Origin of the sequence: Chengkuizengella axinellae, assembly GCF_030730905.1 — a bacterium.
GTDB classification, from domain to species: Bacteria; Bacillota; Bacilli; order Paenibacillales; family KCTC-33759; genus Chengkuizengella; species Chengkuizengella axinellae.
The window spans coordinates 206,778-233,767 of record NZ_JAVAMP010000003.1 but is presented as its reverse complement, the minus strand read 5'-3'; the positions used below and the strand labels follow the sequence as shown (position 1 = coordinate 233,767).

The 26,990-nt window shown below is 33.6% G+C and carries 24 protein-coding genes; 4 read left to right on the top strand and 20 right to left on the bottom strand.

The genetic code is table 11. The features are described 5' to 3' along the window. Window positions 1–32 precede the first annotated feature (32 nt). A complete protein-coding gene (locus Q5Y73_RS10685) occupies window positions 33–791 on the top strand; it encodes a glucose 1-dehydrogenase (RefSeq protein ID WP_305991881.1) in 759 nt (252 codons plus the stop codon). Here Q5Y73_RS10685 and Q5Y73_RS10680 read toward each other — a convergent pair. The 7 genes from Q5Y73_RS10680 to Q5Y73_RS10650 form a co-directional block, all read right to left on the bottom strand. Continuing rightward, window positions 782–3,985: an AAA family ATPase gene (locus Q5Y73_RS10680; protein ID WP_305991880.1), complete on the bottom strand. Its 3,204-nt coding sequence runs from the start codon at window positions 3,983–3,985 to the stop codon at window positions 782–784. The genes Q5Y73_RS10685 and Q5Y73_RS10680 overlap by 10 nt on opposite strands. Before the next feature lie 3 nt (window positions 3,986–3,988). Continuing rightward, a complete protein-coding gene (locus Q5Y73_RS10675) occupies window positions 3,989–5,275 on the bottom strand; it encodes a metallophosphoesterase family protein (protein ID WP_305991879.1) in 1,287 nt (428 codons plus the stop codon). Between the two features lie 15 nt (window positions 5,276–5,290). Continuing rightward, window positions 5,291–6,418, bottom strand: a complete 1,128-nt coding sequence (locus tag Q5Y73_RS10670) for a glycosyltransferase family 4 protein (RefSeq protein WP_305991878.1) — start codon at window positions 6,416–6,418, stop codon at window positions 5,291–5,293. Window positions 6,419–6,910: 492 nt separating this feature from the next. Continuing rightward, window positions 6,911–7,621, bottom strand: coding sequence for a cysteate racemase (gene cuyB, locus Q5Y73_RS10665; protein ID WP_305991877.1), 711 nt, complete (start codon window positions 7,619–7,621; stop codon window positions 6,911–6,913). Beyond that, on the bottom strand, window positions 7,621–8,994 hold the full coding sequence (locus Q5Y73_RS10660; RefSeq protein WP_305991876.1) for a YheC/YheD family protein: 1,374 nt from the start codon (window positions 8,992–8,994) through the stop codon (window positions 7,621–7,623). Before Q5Y73_RS10660 ends, cuyB begins: the two co-directional genes overlap by 1 nt. Window positions 8,995–9,008: 14 nt before the next feature. Then, window positions 9,009–10,352 (bottom strand): YheC/YheD family protein, encoded by a 1,344-nt coding sequence (locus Q5Y73_RS10655; protein WP_305991875.1) that lies wholly within the window; start codon window positions 10,350–10,352, stop codon window positions 9,009–9,011. 149 nt (window positions 10,353–10,501) lie between these two features. Then, on the bottom strand, window positions 10,502–11,833 hold the full coding sequence (locus Q5Y73_RS10650) for a YheC/YheD family endospore coat-associated protein (RefSeq protein ID WP_305991874.1): 1,332 nt from the start codon (window positions 11,831–11,833) through the stop codon (window positions 10,502–10,504). Between the two features lie 243 nt (window positions 11,834–12,076). Between Q5Y73_RS10650 and Q5Y73_RS10645 the strand changes: the two genes are divergently transcribed. Continuing rightward, window positions 12,077–12,502 (top strand): universal stress protein, encoded by a 426-nt coding sequence (locus Q5Y73_RS10645; protein ID WP_305991873.1) that lies wholly within the window; start codon window positions 12,077–12,079, stop codon window positions 12,500–12,502. Between the two features lie 100 nt (window positions 12,503–12,602). On the opposite strand, the gene Q5Y73_RS10640 is transcribed toward Q5Y73_RS10645, so the two are convergent. The 6 genes from Q5Y73_RS10640 to Q5Y73_RS10615 all read right to left on the bottom strand — a co-directional run bounded on the left by Q5Y73_RS10640 (window position 12,603) and on the right by Q5Y73_RS10615 (window position 18,184). Continuing rightward, the gene (locus tag Q5Y73_RS10640; protein ID WP_305991872.1) at window positions 12,603–14,057 is read right to left on the bottom strand and encodes a SulP family inorganic anion transporter; all 1,455 of its coding nucleotides are present in this window, start codon (window positions 14,055–14,057) and stop codon (window positions 12,603–12,605) included. A gap of 454 nt (window positions 14,058–14,511) precedes the next feature. Next, window positions 14,512–15,210, bottom strand: coding sequence for a 7-cyano-7-deazaguanine synthase QueC (queC, locus tag Q5Y73_RS10635; protein ID WP_305991871.1), 699 nt, complete (start codon window positions 15,208–15,210; stop codon window positions 14,512–14,514). 44 nt (window positions 15,211–15,254) lie between these two features. Further along, window positions 15,255–15,935, bottom strand: coding sequence for a 7-carboxy-7-deazaguanine synthase QueE (locus Q5Y73_RS10630; protein ID WP_371320188.1), 681 nt, complete (start codon window positions 15,933–15,935; stop codon window positions 15,255–15,257). 2 nt (window positions 15,936–15,937) lie between these two features. Next, window positions 15,938–16,405 carry a 6-carboxytetrahydropterin synthase QueD gene (queD, locus tag Q5Y73_RS10625; protein WP_305991869.1) on the bottom strand — a complete coding sequence of 156 codons (468 nt, stop codon included), beginning with the start codon at window positions 16,403–16,405 and terminating at the stop codon, window positions 15,938–15,940. Between the two features lie 78 nt (window positions 16,406–16,483). Continuing rightward, entirely contained in the window at window positions 16,484–17,011 is a 528-nt protein-coding gene (locus Q5Y73_RS10620; RefSeq protein WP_305991868.1) for a hypothetical protein, read from the bottom strand. 162 nt (window positions 17,012–17,173) lie between these two features. Next, the gene (locus Q5Y73_RS10615) at window positions 17,174–18,184 is read right to left on the bottom strand and encodes a hypothetical protein (RefSeq protein ID WP_305991867.1); all 1,011 of its coding nucleotides are present in this window, start codon (window positions 18,182–18,184) and stop codon (window positions 17,174–17,176) included. A 308-nt stretch (window positions 18,185–18,492) separates the two neighbouring features. Between Q5Y73_RS10615 and Q5Y73_RS10610 the strand changes: the two genes are divergently transcribed. After that, entirely contained in the window at window positions 18,493–18,987 is a 495-nt protein-coding gene (locus tag Q5Y73_RS10610; RefSeq protein WP_305991866.1) for a thioredoxin family protein, read from the top strand. 152 nt (window positions 18,988–19,139) lie between these two features. Here the strand turns inward: Q5Y73_RS10610 and Q5Y73_RS10605 are convergent, their stop codons facing one another. The 6 genes from Q5Y73_RS10605 to queF all read right to left on the bottom strand — a co-directional run bounded on the left by Q5Y73_RS10605 (window position 19,140) and on the right by queF (window position 23,940). Further along, entirely contained in the window at window positions 19,140–19,574 is a 435-nt protein-coding gene (locus Q5Y73_RS10605; RefSeq protein ID WP_305991865.1) for a DUF309 domain-containing protein, read from the bottom strand. A 2-nt stretch (window positions 19,575–19,576) separates the two neighbouring features. Next, complete coding sequence (gene yjbM, locus Q5Y73_RS10600; protein ID WP_305991864.1) at window positions 19,577–20,377, bottom strand: GTP diphosphokinase; 801 nt, start codon at window positions 20,375–20,377, stop codon at window positions 19,577–19,579. A 280-nt stretch (window positions 20,378–20,657) separates the two neighbouring features. Continuing rightward, window positions 20,658–21,755 (bottom strand): quinone-dependent dihydroorotate dehydrogenase, encoded by a 1,098-nt coding sequence (locus Q5Y73_RS10595; RefSeq protein ID WP_305991863.1) that lies wholly within the window; start codon window positions 21,753–21,755, stop codon window positions 20,658–20,660. A gap of 149 nt (window positions 21,756–21,904) precedes the next feature. Then, entirely contained in the window at window positions 21,905–22,141 is a 237-nt protein-coding gene (locus Q5Y73_RS10590; protein ID WP_305991862.1) for a ferredoxin, read from the bottom strand. A 157-nt stretch (window positions 22,142–22,298) separates the two neighbouring features. Continuing rightward, a complete protein-coding gene (locus Q5Y73_RS10585) occupies window positions 22,299–23,597 on the bottom strand; it encodes a DNA polymerase IV (RefSeq protein WP_305991861.1) in 1,299 nt (432 codons plus the stop codon). Further along, the gene (gene queF / locus Q5Y73_RS10580) at window positions 23,581–23,940 is read right to left on the bottom strand and encodes a preQ(1) synthase (protein ID WP_305991860.1); all 360 of its coding nucleotides are present in this window, start codon (window positions 23,938–23,940) and stop codon (window positions 23,581–23,583) included. Before queF ends, Q5Y73_RS10585 begins: the two co-directional genes overlap by 17 nt. Window positions 23,941–24,138: 198 nt before the next feature. Here queF and cimA point away from each other — a divergent pair, with 198 nt between their 5' ends. Beyond that, a complete protein-coding gene (cimA, locus tag Q5Y73_RS10575; protein ID WP_305991859.1) occupies window positions 24,139–25,758 on the top strand; it encodes a citramalate synthase in 1,620 nt (539 codons plus the stop codon). 146 nt (window positions 25,759–25,904) lie between these two features. On the opposite strand, the gene Q5Y73_RS10570 is transcribed toward cimA, so the two are convergent. After that, complete coding sequence (locus Q5Y73_RS10570) at window positions 25,905–26,972, bottom strand: saccharopine dehydrogenase family protein (RefSeq protein WP_305991858.1); 1,068 nt, start codon at window positions 26,970–26,972, stop codon at window positions 25,905–25,907. Window positions 26,973–26,990 lie beyond the last annotated feature (18 nt).

Here is a 26,990-nt window from a genome sequence, read left to right as displayed (position 1 = left end):
TATCCTGAAATGTTACAAAGTGAGGTGGAATAATGCCTAAAATAGCAGCAATAACAGGAGGCGCACAAGGAATAGGAAGAGCACTTGCCATAGCATTTGCAAAAAAAGGATATCACATTTCAATAGCGGACACAAACAAAAAAGCAGGTATTGAGGTTATCCGCATGATTAATCAATTAGGTGGCAAAGCCATGTTCGTACCTACTGATATTTCTGAAGAAAAGGATGTTGTAAAGTGGGTGAGTTTAACCACTCAAGATATGGGCGCCGCTGATGTCCTGATTAATAATGCAGGAACTGCAAAAAATGCACCCATGTTAGAATCTTCTCTTGAAGATTTTGACCGAGTATTATCAGTGAACTTACGTGGCACTTTTATTTGTTCACAACAATTTGCTAAACGGATGATACGCAAAAAAAATGGAGTGATTATTAACATTTCATCTACACGTGCGCTAATGTCAGAGAAAAACACAGAGGCATATTCAGCATCAAAAGGCGGAATTTTAGCTCTTACACATGCGATGGCGGTTAGTTTGGGGGAATATGGTATTCGAGTAAATGCGATTAGCCCAGGATGGATTGAAATTCAAAACTGGTTATATTCAGTGGATGCTGAAGAACCTTCCCATACAGAAAGAGATCGCCTTCAACATCCAGCAGGAAGAGTTGGAAAACCAGAGGATATTGCAGCTGCCTGCTTGTTCCTGGCAGGAGATGAGACAGGCTTTATTACTGGTCAGAATCTCATTATAGACGGTGGTATGACGATAAAGATGATTTATGAATGATAGTAGTTCAAATCTATGTTTTCAATCTGCGGAAACATATCTTTCATCGCCTGTTGAACATGCTCGTGACAAGTAAATAATATAAGTTGGTGATTTTCTGCAACCTCTTTTAAAACATTTAAAGTACTTTGGAGTCTTGTTGCATCAAAGTTGACAAAGATATCATCCATAATAAAAGGAAGGTTCACCTTTTCACCAAACTCCTCAGCAAGCGCAAATCGCATCGCTAAATATAACAGTTCTGCCGTCCCTCTGCTCAAAAAAGAAGTTTCTAATTGAGAGCCGTTTGCTCTCTCAACAATCATTTGCTTTTCACCAAATGGAACCATCACCCTTCGAAATGCACCGTTTGTCATTTTTTCTAAATAGGTTGAAGCTTTCATAAGCACACCGGGCTGGCGTTCTTCTTCATATTTTTTCTTTGCCATTTTTATTAAGTGTAAAGCAAATGAATGAGTTGCCCATTGACTAGATAATTCCTTTATCTTTGTTTCTTCTCCTTCATAAGCAAGTAAATATTCTGCATGGTTCATATCTGACTCCAATTTTTCAAGTTCCCCGCTCTTCCTCCCTTTTTGATCTCTTAAATCATTCAAAAGACTCTCCTCAGTAGAAAGATGATATGATAACTCCTCGAGCTGATTATAGATGGACTCTTTTGGCTGATTCTCTTTTAAATATGTTTCTAACTTTTCTATTTTCTTTTCCCCTACCCAATCCTGAAGTGAGTACTGAATTTGATGTAGTTCATGCTCCAATTGTATTCTTTTATTATCATCATATACATTAGTTAGAAATGATGCTTCATCAGAGGCTTGAGCTTCTTTCCATAATCGCTGTATTTTTACCTCAATGAGTTCTATCCTCTTTTCAGTTCGCTCAACTTCTTCTAATATTTCATCAAGGTTTGCCTCAATATTATCTCGTTCCTCTTTTTTTTGAACTTGTAAAATCGCCTTCGATCTCTGCCATTTTAAAGCTTGTACTATTTCATTTTGATCCATGTTCGGAATATAGTTTGCAACTTCTTTCTCAAAACGAACTATTTTGTTTTCCATCATGTTTATTTTAGTCATATTTTTCTCAATTTGTGTTACAATCATCATCGCTTGATCGACTTGTTGAAAAAGATCTAAAACGGATACAGGACTTAGGTCTGTTGATAATTCAACATCATTTAACCATTTTTTCCATGTGTTCAACAACTTCATAAATTGATGATTCTTTAAATTCATTCCCTCTTTTTTTTCAATACTCCTTGATCTTAGTAAACTTAAGTTGCTTAATAGATGTTCAATTTCAGTTTCTGTTTGTTTCAATTGACGATCCATTTGCTCAAGTTCTTTCACAATTTGCTCTATATTGATTAACATTTCATTTAAATGATGAGTATCGTGCTCACTATTTATATCTGTTATTTCTAATGAGCTAGCAACTTCGTTCTGAGAAAACAGCTTTGCTTGAAGTTTATTACAGGTTTGTAATGATGTTTTATACATCTCGTCCTTTTGTTTCATATGGGTTTCAAGTTCAGCTATAGCTGTTTGATGTTTAATTATAGAGTCACTTAAAGACTTGTTTTCTTTGCTATTTTTCGAAATTACATAGAACATAACCTGAAGCCCCAGTATACTGATAAAACTAATCCATACAAAAGACATCTGATCAAAAAAATAAAACAGGGATGGAACAACAAGGTTTAAAGTAAGTAGAACCCATGCAGCACCTTTATTTTTCTGTCCATCTTTCATTGTATTGATAAGATTCATATGCTGCTGCAAGTCCATTATTCTAGTTTTATCAAACCGGTATTCTTTTTTTATAAGCTGAAGTTGATTCAGTTCAGTTTTTAAGTTAGCGACAATTGTATTCAACTGTTCTGTGTTATTCAAGTTCATTTGAATAACTAAATCATTTTTTCTTTTCATTAAAGGGGTATTTAACAGTTTCAATTTTTCTATCAGCTGTTTTTCTGCTTCTATCTTTTGAGCTAACTCCCCAAACTCATACTGAACTTTTTCTTTTTCTTTGTTAATTTCATCAAACGACTGTTTGAAACGTTCCACCTTTTCACGACTTGCAACACTTGTTGAAAATGATTTTAGTTGATCCATAGTCCAGCTTTCATTTACTTTTCGTAATTTAATTTGAAGTGTTTCATTCAACTGTTTTGTTTCTGTTTTCACTTCAATCATAGTGGTTTTTGTATTTTCATATATTCCTAATTGCTCATTTAACTGATCTAGCTGAGGCAATATGGTGATTAATTCTAATTCGACAATGATAGGACTAAGTTCTTTTTTTACATGATCTCTTTTTTTCATTAACTGATTCAATTCTAGCTTCAACCGATCTTGTTCAACCATAAGCTTGTCATATTTAGAAGCTGCATCTTTCGGAAACCCCTCAAATTGTGGTAGGTCATGTAATTCCTCATGAATTTTTTCTTTTCGATTGAAAGGCTCCTTTACTTTTAAACAAAGCTCATACCAATTTATTTGCTCTTTTTTGTTTTTTATAGATTGCTCCAAAACATCTATTTGTTCGTTAACTTGGGACAAATGTTGTTGTATATGATTATACTTTTCTATATCCCCTCTATTAGCACGTAATTTATTACTAATCGTTTCCATTGATTTTATTTGATTGATGATCATCTGATTTTTGCCACGGGGTTTAAAAAGTTTTTCCATCCCACTGATTAGTTTCTTTTCAGCTTCCATAATTCGATTTGCATGAATACCCATACCAGAATTATATAAATAACTGCTCATTTCATCTGATTGCAATGTACGTATTTCCTGTAATTCAGACAAACTAAAAGCAAACAAATCATTAAAAAATTGCTGTGAAATACCACCTAATCGCTGCTGAAACTCTGCTTCATTCATGATAGAACCATCACCTGCAATAAAGGTACTCCCTTTACCTTGAATTCTTTCAATACGAAGTTGTTCTCCATCCTCATCCAACAAAGTTACTAATCCTCCATGAAGTCCTCCATATACAGGCTCGTACCTTTGCTGCAAGTGAGTTCTTTTGGGGAATCCAAACAACATATTTCGTATGAAACTCATTAATGTGCTTTTTCCAGCTTCATTATGTCCATAAAAAAGTGTCACAGGTTGTTTTAATTCAAATTTCAAGTGATTCAATATTCCAAATCCATTGATTTCCAAGTGATTTATTCTCATAACCTATTTCTCCTGTTCTACCAGTAGATGAAGAGCAAGCTCTTCTGCATTTTCCAGCCACTCTAACAGCTGTTTTTCTGAATTCATATCACGTATGTATTTGCCTGCTTTAAGATGAGATTTTAAAGAAGAAAGTGCCTCATCCCCAAAGGTCTGGAGTTGATCCATATCATTTGATAAATGTTGCGAAATACGGATTAAATCACTCAAATAATGAGATTCATTCATAAATTGTTCCTTGGAAATATCAGGACTTGTATTGATTTTCAAACTCTCAATCCACGTAAAAGTTTGTTCATCATTTAACCATTGCAAGGTGTTTTCATTGTATTCTAACAATAGTTCCTTAACGTTGATTTCTTCATTTAACAAGTAATGCAAAGGACCTCGACCTTCAAATGTAAATCGAACAACGGATGCTCTATCACCCATTTCTTCCTCGATCTCTTTCAACCCAAGCTCTATGGCATCTTTCAGTTCTTGCTCATTTATTAAATGACTAATATTTATTCTTTTATGAAACCATCGTACTGCATCCAAAGCATAAAATGTAAGCTGTGTTGATTTGGTTTCATCTACTTCGACAAGATAACAACCCCTCTCTCCTAACTCTCGAATGCTTCTTCCTTGTATATTCCCTGGGTAAACAATATGTGGATATTCATGTACGATTTGTCTAGTATGAATGTGACCTAATGCCCAATAATTCACATTTAACTTCAACATATCTTCTTTTCGAGAGGGGGCATAATTGTCATGCGATGGATTGCTGTCTAAATTTGTATGTAATAAAGCAATGTTATATTGATTTGAATCTATGATTTTAAATTTAGGGATCAAACTATTTTTTACTGATTTTGTTGGATAAGATATTCCATATATATGTGCAAGCTCATTTCCATTTGAATCATAAACAGGGATCATATCTGCTTGTTTAGAGGAAAAGAAGTGAACATGGGCAGGCCATTTCAGATCTGCTCTGTTGCCATCCTCTGGGTCATGATTGCCATGAATGATAAATACTTGAATGTTATATTGCCCCAACCTTAACATTTCTCTCTGGAAACGAATTTGTGCGCGTAATGACCGATCTGATAAGTCGTATATATCCCCACTCAAAACTACAAACTGGACTTCTTCTCTAATCGCTAAATCTACTAAAGAACGAAACGCTGTAAAAGTAGACTCTTTAATACAGGATGTAATTTCGGCAGATGGGATAGACATGTACCCTCGAAATGGACTGTCCAAATGTAAATCTGCCGCATGTATAAAACGAAATGACCTCAAATTAATCCTCCGCCTTTAGTACTGAACATTGTTTTGATAAATCATTTTTAACTGATTGATTACTCTGGATATAGAATATTCACTTTTTGCTTTCTCCCAAGCATTTCTTGCTAATTCAACTCTATAGTTTGGTGAGACGACCAACTCTTCCAAAGCATTTGTTAATGCTGGCACATCATCTACAGGTACTAATAATCCATTTTTCCCATGATCTATCTGTTCTGCAATTCCGCCAATATTTGTTCCTACTAATGCAAGCTGAGACAGCGCTGCTTCTGCAAAAACAGAACCAAAAGCTTCTGCTCTGGAGGGAAGAACAAAAATATCATAAAACGGAATAAATTCTTCTGGATGAAGCATATAACCGTAAAAAATAATTTCTTCGTAAACGTCTTTTTCTTTTGCTTTTTGCTCTAACTCTTCTCTTATGGGTCCATCGCCAATAATATGCAATACAAAGTTGTGACCTCTTTTTTTCAACTCCGCACAAGCCGATAGTAAAATATCTAACCCTTTTGCAGGAACTAAACGACATAATGATATGATTTGTGGTATGTGATTATCATGTGTAATGGGTCGAAAACGGTCAAAATCGTAACCATTATATATAACTTGAATACTTTCTTCATTTTCAACATATTTTGATAAATAAGCTTTAAATGATTTAGATACTGTAATAATGCCATCTAAATGAAATTCCAATTCACGATATATAGATGTTAAAAACGCATGAGATAAATCACTGGCTTTAATTTTATGATTTAATAAAAGTTCATTTTCATAACTTGAATGTATCGTTATAATTACAGGTGTATCAGGAAATAATTTCTTCATTACTAAACCTGCAATCGGATGGTGTGCATGTATGACATCATAGGTCTGTTGCAACCTTAATTTCGTCCACCAAGTATAATCTTTTATCGTCTGAATGTATTTTTCTACAATTTCATTTTCTTTATATTTTTCCCAATCAAATGTAGCAAATTCTATCTCTTCAGATCCCTTACATCGAATTCGCTTTGGCAAATAAAAAATCTCCATGTCCCAGCCTATTTTTTTGAAATTCTCTTGAATGTAAGGAACCATCGATGAAACTCCGCCAGGTTGTTCTGGAGGAAAAAACATCGCTTGCAATATTTTCATCAAATGATCCTCCCGTTATGTTTTCAGCAGTTTTCAAATAACAAAAATTTAAAAACTGACCTTCTTTATATTATATTGTAAAAAATGGAAACCGTTCTTACTGCATTCTCTTTCCTATCTCATTTTAACACAAATAAAGAATATATGTTCTTACATCATTTATTTTCACTTTACATTTTTTATAAAATCAACTAAAATAATTTAAAGGTTACTTAGAAAGCGTTTACATATGTGTCGTAACTAAGGAGGCTGATTCTTTATGTTATTCGAGTCGAAATACAGGAGACAGGCTTTAACCTCACTTCAAAAAGAAAACAAACAGATGCAGCAGTCAACCCTAAAAAACCTAAGTAAAAACAAATATGTATTAAAATTCAAAAAATGGTTCCAGTTCACAAAAACTCATAATAGAGAAATGAAATATTAAAGGTTACTTATCTTAAAATCAGATGGAGGCGATGCTCCACCTGTATGAAAGCCTACTATATTCATTCAAAGATTTTTTGTTGCAATGTCTATGGTTTTTTTCGCTAGCAGCAATGTAGGATCTATTAATTCTACACTCGTTTTTAAAAATGGAAAAATCAAAGGAATTTCAGTACAAGCACCAATAATCGAATTCATACCTTCCAACTCGTAACGCTCTATTATCTTGCCAATATCGTTTAAATATTTATTATTGGACATACACCCTTTTTTACATTCCAATATCAATTTGTTAATGTTTTTTTGCTCTGTTGATCGTTGAGGCAAAATTAACTTAATCCTATTGTTATGAAATGATCTTTGATACATTCTACTATCAATTGTTGTTTCTGTGGCAAGCAATAAAACCTTCTCCCCTTCTTTTTTCACCATATATCGATCCATATATTCAATCACTGTTTGTATCATGTTGTAAAAAGGAATGTGAATGGCTGAGCTAATTTCATGAATCCAGTAATGAGCTGAATGGCATGGCATGACAATAAAATCAGCACCAGCATTTTGCAAAGTGACAGCAGATTGGATGAGTTCTGGTAAAGGACTTTCTCCATTTGGACGTAAAGCTTCCATTCTAGAAGGGATTTTTGGATTATTATATATAATAATTTGTAAATGATCTTGATCTTTTTGAACTGGAGTATTCATCACTATTTTTTTATATAAATCAATGGTAGCTAGTGGTCCCATTCCTCCCAATATCCCTATCGTTTTGCTCATTATAACGATTCTCGCTTATGATTAAACCCTGCTAAGGTTTTTGCATAGGTTAGCGGTGTTGAAAGAATAAACGGAAGGACTGCACGTTCCCCTTTTGACCTATTTATCTTCTTTTCTGCGGCATAATCTATTTGCAATTCCAAAATCCAGATTTTGAGGTCTCCATCCAAAATAATATCCATTGCAACATCACCAAGATGATAATTTGAATTTGAATTTTCCATTCGTGATAGCACTTTTTTTCCTACTTTAAAAATTTCATTTAATTTGGCAGCTGCTTCATTCTTTGTTAAGTTATATCTTTCCAGTAATGCTTGCTCTCCTGTTTCCATGACCTTACGATTTTTAGAATTTGTTATAATACTTCCCTTTTTTGCGATTTTAGCTTCTACCCCAGATAATTTCCATTGAGTAGATTCATCTTTTTGGAAATAAGCTCGAAAATCCACCTTACGTTTTCCAGACTTAAAATAAATCGTCTGCTGTAAAATATATGTTTTATTTTCTATCATATTTTGTCTAATAAGAAAATCTAATTCTTTAATCGATTGAATTTCCCAACGTTCGTTTTCTCTTGTTTCTAATATATGTTTATTAGTTGCTTTAGTTACTTTCAGAATACCTTTACCACCCGCCAAACTAATAGGTTTAATATAAATAGAACCATAATCATTTAACATCTTTAATACATTACTGATTCCCGTATCAGATCGAGTGTCGGGTAAATATTGTTTTATATCGGAGTCTTTACTCATTTCCTTCCAGAATTTAAGTTTATTAGATCGATACGGATAATTAAAAATTTTATCCCCGATTTTCTCTTTAAGAAATTGATATTTTTCCAAACTTACATAGGACCGGTTGTACACTGCATCCGGGTAAGGAAAAACACCCTTCTCAAAAGTTTTTGTGTCAGGATTATAGTAATAGCCTGTTATGGTTAGATTTTCTTGATCCATTGTGTTACTAGTAAAAAGATAAATTACCCCCTTGATTTGATCATAATTAGTGAAACGAGATAATTTTGTTTGATTATGACTTAAGTTTTCATAAGACCTTTCTAAAATCATGTGCCCAATTACTGGCCCTAAACGTAATATATTATGACTCAGTTGATATTCATACGTTAAATCTGGTATAGAGAATTGGTTTGATATTTGTTGTGGAATGGATATGGTTCCATTCTTTAATCTATTATTTATTTTAATCGTTATTTTTGAATGATGTTGTCCAAAGTGCAAATACATCCATCTATTTCCGAAATTACTTTTTTTAAATGTAGATAAATTCATATATGCTTTACCCATTGTCTGATGAGGATTCATTATAATAGTATATTTATCATCTTTCGATAATACTCTTATGCTGCTCATTTATAGCTCTCCTCTCATTTAGTATCATTACTTTCACCAAAACCTGCTAACGCCTTTGCATAAAAAAAAGGAGTTTGGAGGATATATGGGAATATTTTACTTTCAGATATATGCCCTCCTCTTTTTACTTCTGCACCATAGTTCATTTGCACTTCTAGAATCCAGATCTTAAGATCAGAGTCCACAACTAAATCTATCGCTGCATCACCAAGGTGATAATTACGGTTTGAATTTTCTATTTCGTTTAAAATTTTTGCTCCGATTTGCAAAATCTTATTTTTAATTTGAATAATTTCATCTTGTGTTAATTGAAAGTGTTTTTTAAAAGCATGATCCCCCATCTCTACCATCATTCGATGAGTCATATTTGTAATTATGCTTCCTTTTTTTGCGATTCTGGCTTCCATACCTGACAGATTCCACTTTAAGGATTCATCTTTTTGTATATATGCTCGAAAGTCAATCCTGTTCAATCCGGATTTAAATTCCACTGTCTGTTGTATAATATAAGACTTATCTTGAATCATATGTTTTGTAACCATTGAATTTAATTTTTCTATAGATCTAGTTTCAAATCGCTCATTTTTTCTTGTCATTAAAATATATCGCTCATTTTCTTTTATGATTTGAAATATGCCTTTGCCTCGATTTAAATTAATTGGTTTAAGATAAACAGAACCATACTCTTTTAACATTTGTAACACACTATCAATTCCCATATAAGGTTGAGTAAAAGGCAGATGTTGTTTTATATTTGGATCCGCACTCATTTTTTTCCAAAACTTTCGTTTGTTATCAGCTCGATATGGATAATTAAAAATTCTATCCCCTATTTTTTCTCTCAGGTGTTTATAATTTTCAAATTTAACATTTGATCGAGTATAAATGGCATCTGGATATGGGAAAACCCCCTCCATAAACCTTTTTCTTACCGGGTCATAATAATAACCTGGAAGGTTGAAACTTTCTTTATCCATATTCGTGCTAGTAAAAAGAAAAACAACTCCTTTAAATTGATCATAGTGTACAAAACGTGGCACCCTATTTTGAGGAGAAGCAAAGGTTCTTTTTAAAACCATATAACCAATAACAGGTCCTAAACGTAATTCATTCTGATTTATTTGATAGTCATAGGGTACTCTAGGAATGATAATTTGCTCTGAAATTTGCTGTGGAATGGAGATGTGTCCATCTTTCAAATGATTATTTATGTTAATCATCAGCTTGGAACGATGTTGTCCGTAACAAAATTGGATCGAATGATGTTTTATGTTCAATTTGTTCATTGTAAATGAATTCATATAAACTTCATCCATCTTCTGACGAGAATTGATTTGAATGGAATACGTATAACCCATGTTACAAACCTCCTGTATTAATTAAGGGAAGAATACACATTGACACCTTCCATATTCTATACTATGGTGTGCTACAAATTCTTGATTGGACGAATGTAATTATTATAAATGCACATTTTATTTGAGATTATTTTATCAACTTTTACAACCTATTTATCATGAAAACCAGCTAAAGACTTCGCATATGTGAAAGGAGTTGGAAAAATTTGAGGGATTACCCTGCGATCGTCTTTGTCACCACTTAATTTTCTTTCAGCACCATAGTTAATTTGTACTTCTAAAACCCATATATTAAGGTTTACGTCTACTACTAAATCAATCGCTACATCACCAAGATGATAATTAGGATGATCTGTTTCCATCTTATTTAAAAATGCCCTTCCAATTTTTAAAATTTCATTTTTTTTCAATGAGACTTTTTCACTTGTAATTTTAAATCTTTTAAGAAGGGCTTCATCTCCCCCCTCGACTTTCTCACGACCATGGTAATTCGTGATTATGCTATCTCTTTTTGCTATCCTAGCTTCTAATCCGGTTAAATTCCATCTGCCAAATCCATTTTTTTGTAAATAAGCACGAAAATCAACTTTGCAGTTCTCTGAATTAAATTCAATAGCTTGTTGTAGAATATAAGCATTATTTTCTATCTTTTGTTTATCAATGATAGATTTTAACTTTTTATGTGAACTCGTTTCCGCACGTATATTTTCACCTGTGATTAATATAAACCTACCCTCCTCTTTTTTCATATAGATTATACCTTTCCCGCCATATAAATCGGTTGGTTTCATATAGATAGCGCTATACTTATCTAACATTTTTATCACACTAACAATCCCAGTATAGGATTGGGTTACAGGTAAATGCTTTTGCAGGTTCTTGTCAGAACGCATCTCGTTCCAAAATTTCAATTTACTACCTGTTTTGTAAGGATAGTTAAACACTCGATTTCCTATTTCTTCTTTTAATATATTATATTTATTTAAACTGATATGGGATCGATTAAAAATCACATCTGGATAAGGGAAGAAGCCTTTAACGAAGCTATTTGTTTTTGGATTATAATAGTATCCTGAAATCACACTATTTTTATGATCCATTTGACTATACGTAAACAAAAAAATTAAACCTTTTATTTTGTTGTAATTTGAAAACCTTTGTATTTGCGAATGTGGATTTTTATAATATTTTTTTAAAATCATACAGCCGATAATAGGACCTAATCTTAATTTATTTTGACTATATTGATATTCATAGGGTAAATCTGGAATTATAATTTGGTCTGAAATCTGCTGTGGAATAGATATGATTCCATCCTTCAATACATCATTTATTTTTATCATCAATTTCGAATAAAACTGTCCATAATGAAAATCTAACCAATTATTTTTTAATTTCATATTTCTCAACGTTGTCTGATTCATATAAACTCCATCCCTCTTCTGATCGGGATCGATGTATATTATATATTTAGAATACATACTATGCGCCTCCTAGTAGTGACATAGGAAAGAATAATATATCATCCCTCTTTCGTAATCTATAATATGATCATTAACATATTGTTGCTTGGACGAATGTAATTGATAAAATAGCACATTTATAGAAGTCAACTTCCATTGAGCTCATCTATGAATTTTATTTGACTATAATTTGAAATTTATGGTAAAGACATTAGGGATTATGTATAATTAGACCATCAAATAAAAAAGGTGACATTATTTATGTTTAATAAAATTATGCTAGCTATCGATGGTTCAGAGCATGCTCAACGTGCCGCAGACAAAGCGATTGATTTAGTGAAAGAGCTTTCAAATGCATCCGTTACTATTTTGCATGTAGTCTCTAAGGCACCCTCACGAGCAAAATTACTTCAGTCCAATTTTGATGTGAAATCTATTTTAAAGGAAGAAGCACATCATATTCTCCATTCAGTAGAGGAAAAGTTTAAAGGAAAAGGAGTAGATTATCAATTTGAGGTCGCTTTGGGTGATGCTTCTCATGAAATTGTTGAATATGCTGAAAAGAAGAATTATGATCTCATCATCATCGGAAGTCGTGGTTTAAATGCACTAGGAGAAATGTTATTAGGTAGTGTTAGTCATCAAGTTGCACATGATGCTCATTGTCCAGTGATGATTGTAAAATAATTTGGACAACCACAAGATGAAATTTGCTTCATGAGAATAAAAAAACAACCATAATCCAATGATATGGTTGTTTTTTAAGTTTCAAAGTTATTATTTATTTTTAATGGCCTGATGTTACACCAAGTCCAATCTGTTCAATTAGCGCCTTACTCTCTTCATTTAATCCTTCAATCGAAACCTTTTTGTCTAATTGCTGATATTTTATAATCACTTTTGAGATCGCTGTTACTGCTGAATGATCCCAAACATGAGACTGACTAAAGTCAATCACAATGTGATCTGGATCATTGTTCACATCAAACAAATCAATAAAGTGAGTCATCGTTCCAAAAAACAACTGTCCACTCACTGTATATCTTTTTGTATTGCCTTGGACGGCTTCTCTAGTTTTGATCTTGCTCATACGCCAGCCGAAGTTCAGTGCACTTAAAATGACCCCTGCAATAACTCCTTTGGCAAGATCATGAGTAGCTACAACAATAGCCACAGTTGCTACCATCACTACTGCGTCACTGCGAGGAATTTTATTTAATTCCCTCAATGACTGCCAATCAAATGTACCAATGGAAACCATGATCATGACACCTACCAATGCTGCCATTGGGATCATTGCAACTACATCACCAAGTACCAAAATTAAAAACAATAAGAAAACACCTGCTACCAATGCGGACAATCTACCTCTTCCTCCAGATTTAACATTGATGACAGACTGACCAATCATTGCGCAACCAGCCATACCACCAAAAAAACCTGTGATAAAGTTAGCCATACCTTGCCCTCTAATTTCTTTATTTTTATCACTTTTTGTTTCCGTCATTTCATCAACTATCGTTGCAGTTAATAATGATTCCAAGACTCCAACAAGCGCTAATGTAAAAGAATAAGGAAGAATAATCATTAATGTTTCTATGTTAAATGGAATTTGAGGAATTAGGAAAAATGGCAGTGCAGATGTAATTTCCCCCATATCACCGACTGTTCTCATTTCTAATCCACTGAATATGACTACAATGGACATCGCAATAATTGCCACTAACGCGGATGGTATAGCTTTTGTAAATCTCGGCAAAATATAAATAATAGCTAAAGTACCTGCTACAATAGCGTACATTTGCCATGATTCTCCATCAAAATGTGTAAGTTGAGCCATAAATATTAATATCGCCAAAGCATTCACAAAACCAATGACTACTGATTGGGGAATAAAGGTAATAAAACGACCTAACTTAAACACTCCCATTAGAAATTGAATGATTCCGGTTAATACCGTTGCCGCTAATAAATACTGTAGTCCATGTTCTGCAACTAAAGTAACCATTAATAAAGCCATAGCACCTGTTGCAGCTGAAATCATACCAGGTCTTCCACCTACGAATGCAATAACTACTGCAATACAAAATGATGCATATAATCCTACCATCGGATCAACACCAGCAATAATAGAAAAGGCAATCGCCTCAGGTATTAATGCTAAAGCTACTGTTATGCCCGATAAAACGTCTCCTCGGACATTGCCAAACCAAGAGTCTCTCCATGTTTGTTGTAAGTTCAAATATCTCCCTCTTTTCTGCTTATATTTGTTAGTTTCTGACTTTCGCCAAACGAATGTCACCCGATTTTCACAAGTACAAATTATACACACATTTCTTATAATGATCTATTCTATGAAACTACCATGTAAGCGGATTATTCCCTCATTTTGTTCATATAACTTTCATATTCTCTTAAATGCTTACTTGTTTGAAAAAATAGAGTCATTATTTATAAGAACTATTTAAAATAAGGGAAATTGATGGTCGTAATACAACAATGTATTATGTAAATCAAAAAATAGAGGAAATTGTTAGTCTTATTCAGTTGATTTTTAAGATTTCTACGTAAAATCAACGAAATAAGACCTTCATTTTCCTCCATTTGGTAAATTCCGTATAATTGTGTAAAAAGAAATGGAGTCAATAAGGCTAATTTTTACCCTTATTTTCTTTTTAACTCTAAATTAATCAATATTAAACTGAATACACGATCGGATCTTTAGATCCTGCTTCTTCAAATCCTTTTAAACGTAATCGACAGCTATCACATGTACCGCAAGCTTCTTCTTCTCCATTATAACAAGAAGTTGTTAAATGATAAGGAACATCGATATTTAAACCCTCTTTTATAATCTCCGCTTTACTCCAATGAATAAGTGGAGTTTCAATTTTAACCGTTTCACCTTCTACACCAATTTTTGTTCCTAAAGAAATGACCTCTTCCATTTTGCCTATGAATTCAGGTCTGCAATCAGGATATCCGCTATAATCCAGTGCATTTACGCCTATAAATATTGCATCAGCTTTTAAAACCTCGGCATACGAGGTTGCTATAGATAAAAACAGTAAATTCCGTCCTGGAACATAAGTAATAGGGATATCAGAAGGTTCCTCATTTTCTGCATTTGATGACACAACATCAGGTACTTCTAAATTATCATCTGTTAATGCACTTCCTCCAAATTCTCTTAAAAACGATAGGGATATGATTTTCTGTCTGTCTTTTACACCATAATAATCTGCTACTTCTATGGATTTCTCTATTTCAATGCGGTGTCTTTGTCCATAATCAAAAGTGATGGGATACAAGTCATATCCCTGATCCTTTGCAATTCCCATACAAGTCGTGCTGTCTAAACCACCACTTAAAATAATAACCGCTTTTTTCTTCATTATTACACCTCGTCATTTTCATCAATTCTTTTCACCGTTGAATCCTAAACTCCTCTGGCTGCAGGATCCCATATGATTTTATGCAATTGCAAATTAAGTTTAATATGAGAACATTGATGTTCCAACATCATCTCCACCAATTTTTGTGGAGGCATCGTTTCCCAAACGGGACTGAACAGTGGTAATGCTTCTGTTTCATTCGTTTCCAGTAATTGCTTGGCTGTAAAAAAATCCTTCTCGTTTCCAATCACAAATTTTAATTCGTCTTGCTTACGAAGAAACTCAAGATTTTCTATAATCATTTTATCCATTTCCCCAGAATCAGGCAGTTTATAATCCATCACATATCTTACTTTTGGGGATGATATCTGATTAATAAATGGTTTTAAGTCAATTGCTCCATTTGTTTCAATATGAATATCTTTAATATGCTCAATTTCCACTAATTGTTCTATCAGTTTTAATGAATGATCTCCGTATAACAACGGCTCTCCACCTGTCAAACATATATGTTGTGAGGAATAGGAGCGTACTTCACTTACAATTTCTTCAATACTCATCACTTTCTCAGCCTTCTCAGGTGGATAGCTGTAAGGAGTATCACACCAAGTACATCTTAAATTACAACCAAAAAGACGGACAAATATGGTAGGAAAACCTGCTCCAGTTCCCTCTCCTTCGACCGTCTCAAAAATTTCAACCATTGGAAGTTTAATATCCTTCATGCTCATTCCTCCATCAGTGCTCGTGTTACAGATGCAAAGCTGGTTGGTGTTTCCCAAAGACGAATTTCTTCTAAGACCACTTTAGGTGACCATCCTTCACTAAGCAGTGCTTCTTTAATTTGATCATAAATCCATACGACCATATTTTCCGCTGTTGTATTCATAAGCGGCAGCACTTCATTTAAATATTTATGATCTAATTTATCTATTACTTTTTCTTTCGTTATTTTTTTAATATCTGTAAAATCTATGACAATACCTCTTTCATCTGTCTCACCTAACATGATGACCTGAAGTCGATATGTATGCCCGTGCAGACTTTGACACTTTCCTTCATAACAATGTAAATGATGAGCGCTATCAAAAGTAAACTCTTTAGAAACCAGTACTTTTTTAGTATGGTATTTTAAATGCTCTTTTTGAATGTCTGCTCCCAATTGCTGTACCTTTTTAGGTATCTCGTAACTCATGACTTTCATCCCTTATCATAAAAATTCAAACATATTATATCATAACATGATTTTAACAACCTGTAACTTTTTTATCATTTAATTCTTTTTAGAGAAAAATCTACTCGCTCTTCTTATTCTTTTTTGATCTATGATGAAAAGTATAATATAAAAAACAAATAAACTAAAAGAGATGTACATGGATAACTCAAAAGCATTTTTATACTTTTCAATGGACCAAGAGTTATCTCCAATAAAACCATAAGCTAATCTATTGGACATACCAATGCCACCGTCACTCCAATACATTGGATCTATAACTGTTGAATAGTTGTCCCATAATGCAAAACATACAATGATGGAGAATATGAATAGAGGCAATAAAGACGGCGCGTACTTATTTAGCTTCTTATCATCAGATGAAGATAATTTAACCAAAGCTGCGAAGATTCCTATGAAGCCAAAAATAAAAAACAATAATGTCGTTACTATCTCAAAATCAGAAAAATAAAATGCCAAGAGAACCAAAGGTAATAATATAACATAAATAAAAGAAAATTTCTTATCATAGAGTACACTAGTGCATAGAGATAAAATGATCATTACAACTAGAATCCATTCAATCATATATGTAATTTCTCCTTAAATAAAAGAAATTGTTGGTTTTTTTTAGAGTATCATATGAAATTAATGATGAATACCGGTAATAATTTCATCTTTAATTAATAAAATTTGAAAAAACTCACCTATGAGTGGACATAAGTGAGCTTCTGGGATTAATGTTTATTCTTAATGAATCTGGTCATTTTCCAGTCTAATTTCATCAACCGGTTTATTTTGATACATCATAGTGATGTTAAAGCTATAGTATTCGCAAACCTTTTCAATTTCCCTCATCAATGAAGCAGCGATTTGTTCCCTGTCTTCTGGAGCACCTGGATCATTTACATCAATTGAACCAACCACTTCTGGCTCACTAATGTCAATGGTCGCTCTTCCGAATGGCAACTCCCCTTGATGAATTGACTTGTATATGTCATACGTTAATATTTCATCATCATCTCTTGCCAATACAATGTTAAAATCACCATTGCTTGAATCCAATACATAATCATCCTCTTGAAGCAGTTCCTCATGTGTTAATTCAATCGTCTCCAGAAGTTGATCACGATAAGTCATGTCAATCACAAATGTATCCATTTCATCCTCGTCAAAATCAGAAACAATCAATTCTGTCACTATATTGATCTGCATTTCATCTGGATCAATCAACCAGTTTACTTCGCCTTCTACATCTGTTCCAAATATACTCATAAACGCTTCAGCGACCCATTCATGACGTTCGTTATAAATATGGTATTCTACTTCATTTTTTCTTTCTCCTACAATCATCAATTCATATTCTTGTGAATCCTCAATCTCTTCTTCTTGAAAGTTCATGGTTGGATCTTGCTCATTTCCATATTCATACTCTTCATCTACATCCATGAACTCTTCAATTTCGCCAACATTACCTTCTGTTGCTATGACATGATCATAACCGCTATAAGTAACAATGACATCACACTCATTTACATTAAGAGCGTCAATTAAGGATTGGATATAACCTTTCACATAATTCATTACTCTATTTTTTTCAAATCGATCCAATGATTGTTCTTCTAGCTGAATTGCTCCTGCAATTCGCTCTCCTTCACGAAATACTATCGAACATGTTCCAACATACTTGTTATGCAGCAAGATATCACTAACTTCTCCACTAGCTGTTCTCATGTCAGGTCTAATCATCACATCGACCATACGAATCGCCTCCAACTAAAATATACATCATAACAATCATAGATTATCCAATTTATTCACGTACTATCCCTATTTTATTAGATGTTTATCCTTTTTAGTCATTATGAGAATATTATGGAACTCGTTCACTCCGCAGCAATTTTATATTATAATAAAGAGAATCTTGGTTTCAGGGGTAGTTTTATAACTCTCATTGAAAGTTAGATGACCTTATCAGGGAGATTATGCTGTAATCTTCCCCTTGAAGAAGAGGGAGTCTACAGCATATTCATCGTGGTAACTTTACGAAACTAAAATAGAGGTGTTTTATGAAGAAATTAATTATTTATTCATCTATTGCAATAGCTTTAATAGTAGCATTTGTTATTGTAAATCAACTATCTGAAAGCCAGGCGAATGCAAAGTACGAAGAAGATGCGGAAAGACTGTACCAAACTGCTGCTAAAAATTTAGACTCAGAAACAAAAAAACAATTAAAAGATGAGAATTATCAAAACATCATTCTACCTGATGAATTTGAACAAAAAAAGGATAGTGGCGAAGGATTCTTTGTATATTTCTTTTCACCTACATGTCCACATTGCCAATATACTACACCTTTATTAAACCCTATAGCTGAAGAGGTTGGTGTAGAGTTATTCCAGTACAATGTGTTGGAGTTTGAACAAGGCTGGGATTACATTGATTCTACACCAACTGTAGTTTATTTTGAAAATGGGCAACAAAAAGATTTAATCCATGGCGGAATTGCTGATGATGTAGTTGCAAATATGTATACACAGTTTTTAACTGAATACAAATAAAGCTAAGTCTCCCTTCCAATGAAACTAATGTGAGGGAGACTTTATTTATTCTTTGAACAAAAGCCCGGATTGTTTTCAAATCCTTATAAAAAAACCGTCCGAATAAAAATTCAGACAGTCCTTTAATATAAACTTATGTATGCAGTTTAACTTCAATCCATGTCCTCTTCATCATGCTTGGAAGGTGGATTCTGAATAAGATCATTTACCTCCTCAGCCAAAACAGCATCTATGATTCTGATATCCAAATCGTAAAATGGAAATGGATGATCTTTATATCGCTTCAGTTTGTTTAAATAAACTGTACTATCATAAATTAACTTATCTAAATCGATCCCAAGATCATCAGCAAGATTTCTATTCGCTTCCAGCTTTTCTAATGCGAGAGTAAACAACTTAACTCCACCGGTAATATTATTGTTGCTGAAATGATGCAAAGCTACAGCAACTTGTAATAGTCCTTGATATATTGGAGACCTGCCTTCATTTAACCACAGTTCTTCTAAAACTTCATGACATTCAAAATAATCACGATCAATATTAAAATAGTATACATACTCAACATATAAAGAATCGTAAATACTCACTATTAAGGATGATCTCCTTTCGCTAAGGACAGAGCTTGTTGAATTTCTTCAGAAAGCAGCCACATGCTTTGGTAATCCTCTTCTTCCCAAATCTCATTGAAACGCAGTTGATAAGATGCAGCTTCTTTCACTCTTCTATAGAAAAATAAGACTTGTATATCACTTAGCACTTTATAAACAAGATCTGATTTAGTAGCAAAATCTTTTTGTGCATCCACAATTTCATCCCGAATGCTGGACATTTCTTCATCTAGTTTAAAAGCAGCTTCAGCCGCTTTTTTCAGTCTTGATAGAACCTCTCTCGGAAGTTTTTCTTTATACTTATAATTTAGAGAATGCTCTATCGTAGCCCAGAAGTTCATAGCCAGCGTTCGAATCTGAATTTCTGCTAAAACCCGTTTTACACCTAAAGCTGTTTGTACAGGATATTCTACAATAACATGATAACTTCGATATCCGCTAGGTTTATTATTATTTACATAGTCTTTTTCGTAGACAACTTCCATATCTTGTCGTTCACGAATCAACTCTACAACCCTCTCAATATCTTCTACAAATTGACACATAATGCGAATACCAGCAATATCCTCAATTCCCGTTTCTAAGTGATCCATAGAAACATTCAGCTTTTTAGCTTTTTCTAAAATGCTAGAAACTTTTTTCACTCTGCCTGTAACAAATTCTATTGGTGAAAACTCATCTAATTGTTTCAATTCTGTTCGTAAAGATTTAAATTTAACTTTTAGTTCATCCACAGATTGTTCATAAGGGTATAAAAACTTTCTCCAATCTCTTCCATCCATATGATACCTCCATTTATCCCATATTAACAGTCTGAACAATAAAGAGAATCTAATTTTCAGTAGGTTTTCACAACTGAAAATTAGACTAGTACAGGAAGTACTGATGCATCGTTAGTCACAGGAAGTGACTTTTTTTAGACTAGTGCCGGATGCACTGATCCTGCTATTACCACATGGACATGGTAGTTTAAGCAGGGATGTAATTCTTATTCGCAGGCTGTTATCTCCCTCTTAAAGAAGAGGAGGTTTTCATCATGTATATCTTGATAAATATTTATTATTATTTATGTTCTGCGCCTACTGCTTCAGATATATGCTTGTATCCATCTCTTTTCAATAAATTTAATAAACCGGCATTTATTTCACGAACAACAGAAGGCCCTTTGTATATTAAAGACGTGTAAATTTCAACCAAACTTGCACCCGCTCGTATTTTCTCATACGCATCTTCTGCTGTGAAGATACCTCCAGATCCAATGATTGGAATTTTACCCTCAGATATTTTATAAATTTTACGAATAATTTCAGTAGAAGGATGTAGTAAATTTTTTCCACTTAATCCCCCAGTTTCTTTTGCATGAGGGTGAGATAAACCTTCACGAGACACCGTAGTATTTGTTGCGATCACACCAGAAATATGATGATTCACAATACTTTTAATTGTCATTTCAAGTTCTTGGTCACTTAAATCTGGAGCAATTTTTACTAAAACTGGCTTTGAATCTTTCCCATATTTTTCGTGTTGTGCTTTCATCTCATCCATCACAGCTTGTAACAATTGATTTAATTCATCACCATGCTGCAGTTCTCTTAAGTTTGGGGTATTTGGGGAACTGATATTTACAACGAAAAAATCTCCATAGGTATACAAACGCTTAATACAGGCTTGATAATCCCTTACAGCATCTTCATTTGGTGTTATTTTGTTTTTCCCAATATTCACCGCAATAGGTACTTTTTTAGTATACACTTTTTGTAAGTGATGTGCCATTGAATCTGCACCTTCATTATTGAAACCCATTCGATTAATCAAAGCTTCGTCTTGCGGCAATCTAAATAATCTTGGCTGTTCATTTCCAGGTTGTGCTTTAGGGGTTACTGTACCTACCTCCATAAAGCCAAAACCTATAGATGAAAACCCTTGAACTGCTATTGCATTTTTATCTAAACCTGCAGCTAGTCCAACTGGATTTGAGAATTTTATATTCCATAACCTTTGAGAAAGTTCTTCCTTTTCAGGAACGCCATATAAAGCATTTAATATAGAAAGAGCACCAGGAATTTTATTTGCCATCCTCATTCCGTCCATCGTCACATGATGCGCTTTTTCTGGATCCATTTTAAAAAATACAGGCTTGACTATTTTTTGATACAACATAATTTCCCTCCACCCTTTATGTGATCTTGAATATACTATAAAGTGAACCTTTCTTTCAATGGGAATTTCATATTCGAAACATATTGTGAATTATTTCACAATTTATTTATTCAATAAAAAACCCCTTCTTTTGAAGAGGTTTTTATTCATTAATTATTAAATGGATCGTCAGCAATTTGAATGGAATCTGTTGGACAACCATCCGCTGCATCTTGCATATCATCATGAAGGTCTTCTGGAATTTCTTTTACACCTTTGTTGTTGTCTTCTTCATAAATTACTTCTGCTAAACCCTCATCATCATAATCATAAATATCAGGCGCAGTCGCACCGCAAGCTCCACATGCTATACATGTTTCTTTATCGACATAAGTAAATTTTGCCATGATTTCATCTCCCTTTATATAAAAAGTCCAAGATATTGCTTTCCATTACAAATATAATATAATTTTATGGAAAGTTCAATTCATTTCCCATAAATTATTGTGCCCTTATTATAATAATTCATAATAACGTTAATAAAGAAAAGTTTCTAGTTCATATTTATTCATCATCCTGCTCATGATCTGAAGCATCTAAAAAATCAGTTTGTAGTGAAGTACCTCGATGTTTATGATCTCGAATGGCAGAAGATGGATCCTGTCCCAACATACCCGCAGTCAACAAAGAATCTTCCCCATATTTATTTCGAATTTGATCCATTGTTTTGATAAGTTCTTCTTTAGTAGGTGCAGTATCATATTCAAACAAATCTAATTGTTGTGGAGATTCTTCCTTAGAGGATAAGTTTTGCAAAGTAATACCCAGCAATCGAACAGGAGCACTTTCTTTCCAATGATTTTGGAAAAGTCGAAAAGCTTCTTTAAACACAGTTTCTAATTGATCTGTTGATTGCGCAAGTGTACTGGAGCGTGTAATGGTTTTCATCTTAGGATCACGTATCGTGATTTGAACCGTGTTGGAAATAAGCTCTTTTTTTCGCAGCCTTCTAGTTACTTGGTCTGCTAAATTTAAAAATACACGTTTAATGTCTTCTTCCTTAGTATAGTCAAATGGGAGTGTTGTTGTATGCCCCACTGATTTATTTTGCCCTCGTTCTGGATTTACAGGCGACTCATCCAATCCATTTGCTGCTTTGATTAAAAGAGGACCTTGAATGCCAAAGGTCCTAGACAATTTATCTTTATTTGATACAGCTAATTGTCCTATCGTATATATGTTTATTTTTTCAAGTTTTTTTGCAGTTTTTTCGCCAATTCCATATAATTCTACGCATGGTTTACCCCATAATATTTGAGGAACATCTCTTAATCTCAGGACTGTTATTCCATTTGGCTTCTTCATATCTGATGCCATTTTGGCTAACAATTTATTAGGTGCAATACCTATAGAACAAGGAAGGCCTAATTCAGATTGAATTCTCTTTTGCAAGGTATTTGCAATTTCTAGAGGTGTTCCAAACTTTTTTGAGCCTGTAATATCTACAAAACATTCATCTATGGACATAACCTGGACCAAAGGTGAATAGTTCCGAGCCATATCCATAAACTGAAGAGAATACGTTCGATATAAATTGAAATTGGGACGAATCAAAATTAACTCAGGACAAATCCTTAGTGCTTCTCGTACATTCATCCCTGTTTTTATGCCTCTTTTACGGGCTGGATAAGAAGAAGTAACAATAATTCCTTTTCTCATTTCAGTACTACCTGAAACAGCAATCGGCTTTCCTTTATACAAATCAGGTTCCTCTGCTTCATGCACCGAACAATAAAAAGCATTCATATCCACATGGAGGATCACCCTCCCTTGTTTAGGATAATAATTATTTACCTTCTTCATAATCCGCTTTTACGGTTGTATAAATGCCTCCGCGTACACCAAATTCTCCAATTACTTCAAGTTTTCTTGGCTGAATCATTTTTACAAAGTCTTTTAACATTGTATTTGTTACATCTTCATGAAAATGACCTTCATCACGAAAGCTCCAAATATATAACTTCAAAGATTTTAATTCTACAATGGATGGTCCAGGGACATATTTAAATGTAATCGTAGCAAAGTCAGGTTGACCTGTTACTGGACATAATGCTGTGAATTCTGGACATTTAATTTCTACCACATACTCTCGATCAGGATGCGGGTTAGGTACTGGGTCTAAAGTTCTTGATGGTTTTGTTGACATCTTTATAATCCTCCACTATGTTATTTAAATTTATTTAAGTTTTATTAACATTACAATTTTACATAATACGTCCCAAAAAGTGAAGTCCTACCTTTAAAGAAGATAAATTATCAATTTTAGAGTGCATTTTTTGGGGAAAACAAAGAAAAAAAGTGTTATAATTATGTAATTATGAACGTAAAACAGAGGAGGACTCCGATGACAAACGTAGTTAAACTTTTTGATACTACTCTTCGTGATGGTACTCAAGGAGAAGGAATCAGCTTATCTGTAGAGGATAAAATTAAAATTGCCGGAAAGTTAGACACGTTAGGTGTTCACTATATAGAAGGCGGATGGCCAGGTAGCAATCACAAGGATATTGAGTTTTTCAACAGGGTCAAAGAACTAGATTTAAAAAACGCAAAGGTTACAGCTTTTGGAAGTACACGCCGTAAAGGAATCAAAGCAGAAGAAGATATCAATTTAAATCGTATTTTGGAAACGCAAGTTTCTGTTGCTACTATATTCGGTAAATCTTGGGATTTTCATGTGCATAAAGCAATTCAAACTACATTAGAAGAAAATCTAGAGATGATATATGATTCTATTAAGTATTTAAAAAGCAAAGGTCTTGAAGTCATTTATGATGCAGAGCATTTCTTTGATGGATATAAAAACAATCCTGAATATGCGCTTGCTACAATTCAAAAAGCAGAAGATGCAGGGGCAGATTGGATCGTTTTATGCGATACAAACGGTGGTTCAATGCCAAGTGAGATTTTTGAAATCGTTAGAAAAGTATGTACTGCGGTATCTACTTCTGTAGGGATTCATACACATAACGATTGTGAGTTGGCTGTTGCTAATTCCTTAGCTGCTGTAAAAGCAGGTGCTAGACAGGTTCAAGGAACAATGAATGGTTTGGGGGAACGATGTGGCAATGCCAATCTAATTTCAATCATTCCTAACTTGCAATTAAAACTAAACTATCAATGTATTACAGATGAACAATTGTCGCAGCTCACTAATGTATCTCGATATGTCAGTGAAATTGCCAATATAAATATGCCCGTGAATCAACCTTATGTGGGTGCCGCAGCTTTTGCACATAAAGGGGGAATTCATGTTTCTGCCATTATGAAACACCCAAAAACATATGAGCATATCGTTCCTGAGCTTGTAGGCAATAAACAAAGAGTATTGGTATCTGAATTAGCTGGTCAAAGCAACGTTATCTTTAAAGCAGAAGAATTGAATCTTGATTTTGACAAAGAGTCTGCACAAGCGAAAAAAATCATTGATGATATAAAAACATTGGAGCATCAAGGATATCAATTTGAAGGTGCTGACGCATCATTGGAATTATTGTTACGCAAAGCTTTTGGAGAGTTAGAGGAAATTTTTACATTAGAATCATTTAAAATATTAGTAGCTAAATCTAAAGATCGTCCTGTGGCATCAGAGGCAATTGTAAAACTGAATGTACACGGAGAACTCGTTTATATGGCAGCAGAAGGAACAGGTCCTGTAAATGCATTAGACAATGCACTCAGAAGAGCACTTGAGAAATTTTATCCTGAAATAAAAAACATGCACTTATCTGATTACAAGGTAAGAGTTATTGATGAAAAAGACGCTACAGCAGCAAAAGTGCGTGTGCTTATTGAATCATCTGATTTTGAGAATACTTGGAGTACAGTTGGGGTTTCTGAAAATATTATAGAAGCTAGCTGGCAAGCTTTAGTCGACAGCATCCGTTATGGTTTAATTGGAAAAAATAGAACAACTTCTGAAGAAAACAACCAACAAAAAAAATTAGGACTGATCAACCATTAAATTACTTACAAAGGTGATTCAAATACTATCAGGTTAGCTTCAAATTTACATGGATCTATACACTTTATACAAATAGAGAAGTGAAACGTTAATGTTGAGAAGCTGAAGAGAGTATTAGTACTTTCTTCAGCTTCTTTTTATTCGAATTATATAGATTCTAATTTCATGTAAGATCTTAATGATTTAAACAGTTCTTTTGGTTGAAACAACTCCTCAATATGAAAGATTCCTTGTGGATATTTGTTCATATACAGTTCCTTTGCGACAAATCCAGCTACTTTTCCTGTAATGAAGGATTCCTTATGTCCATGTAGAGAAGTTTCTATAATTGCTTTCTTACTATTTATATACCCTTCTGCTTTCACTTTAATGACCCAAATATCACCACCAAAACTCAGCTTTTCGAACAGAGCAAGTGTAATTTGATGTAAAAAACGTATCTTAAGTAAACGGAAGACCCCCACTTTTTTAAACAATGCTATAAGATTTGTCAAGACAATGGAATCAAAGCAAAGTCTAGTAGATACTGATCCAATGCCTAACGTATGTGGTAATACATGTTGATCTGTAAAGTTAAAACGAAAAGCTTTTCTATGTCCTAAATGATTAGGGAATTCAGTTTTTAATCCATTTTCAAAACTTCTCACCTGTTTTTCCACTCCATTTTCAATTACAGGGAATTCAGAATCCAAGTTATTGATCATCCATTTAATCCCTGCTTTCCCATGCTGATCTCCCACACCCATCATAATGTAAATATCAGCGGAGTTCACTTCATCCATTTGCTCAATAGTATGCTTGACTAGCATATTCGTCAGTCCTGGCGCTAATCCAACACTTAAAACTGCACTAGATTGCAATGGACTTCTTTCTAACTTAATGTTTCTTACTTTTGTTAAAAATTCATAAGAAGCTGTGATGTCCACATAATGAATATGATGTTGAAAGCACCTTTCCATAAATTGCGTGTTTTGTTGATCTAAGCACATAACAACTACTAATGTTTCTTTCAACATATGATCTGATAAAAAATTTTCATTCACATTAACTTGAAGTGGCTGCACATTTCCTTTACTCAAATCGCAAAACTCTTTAGCTTTCCTATAACTTCTTCCGGCTGCAAAAACCTTTCCAGGGAAAAGCTCCCCAAGATCCTTGCTAATAATCTGACCCACTTGTCCATATCCGCCTATTACTATAATTTTATCTTTCACAATTCAAACCTCCGAAAA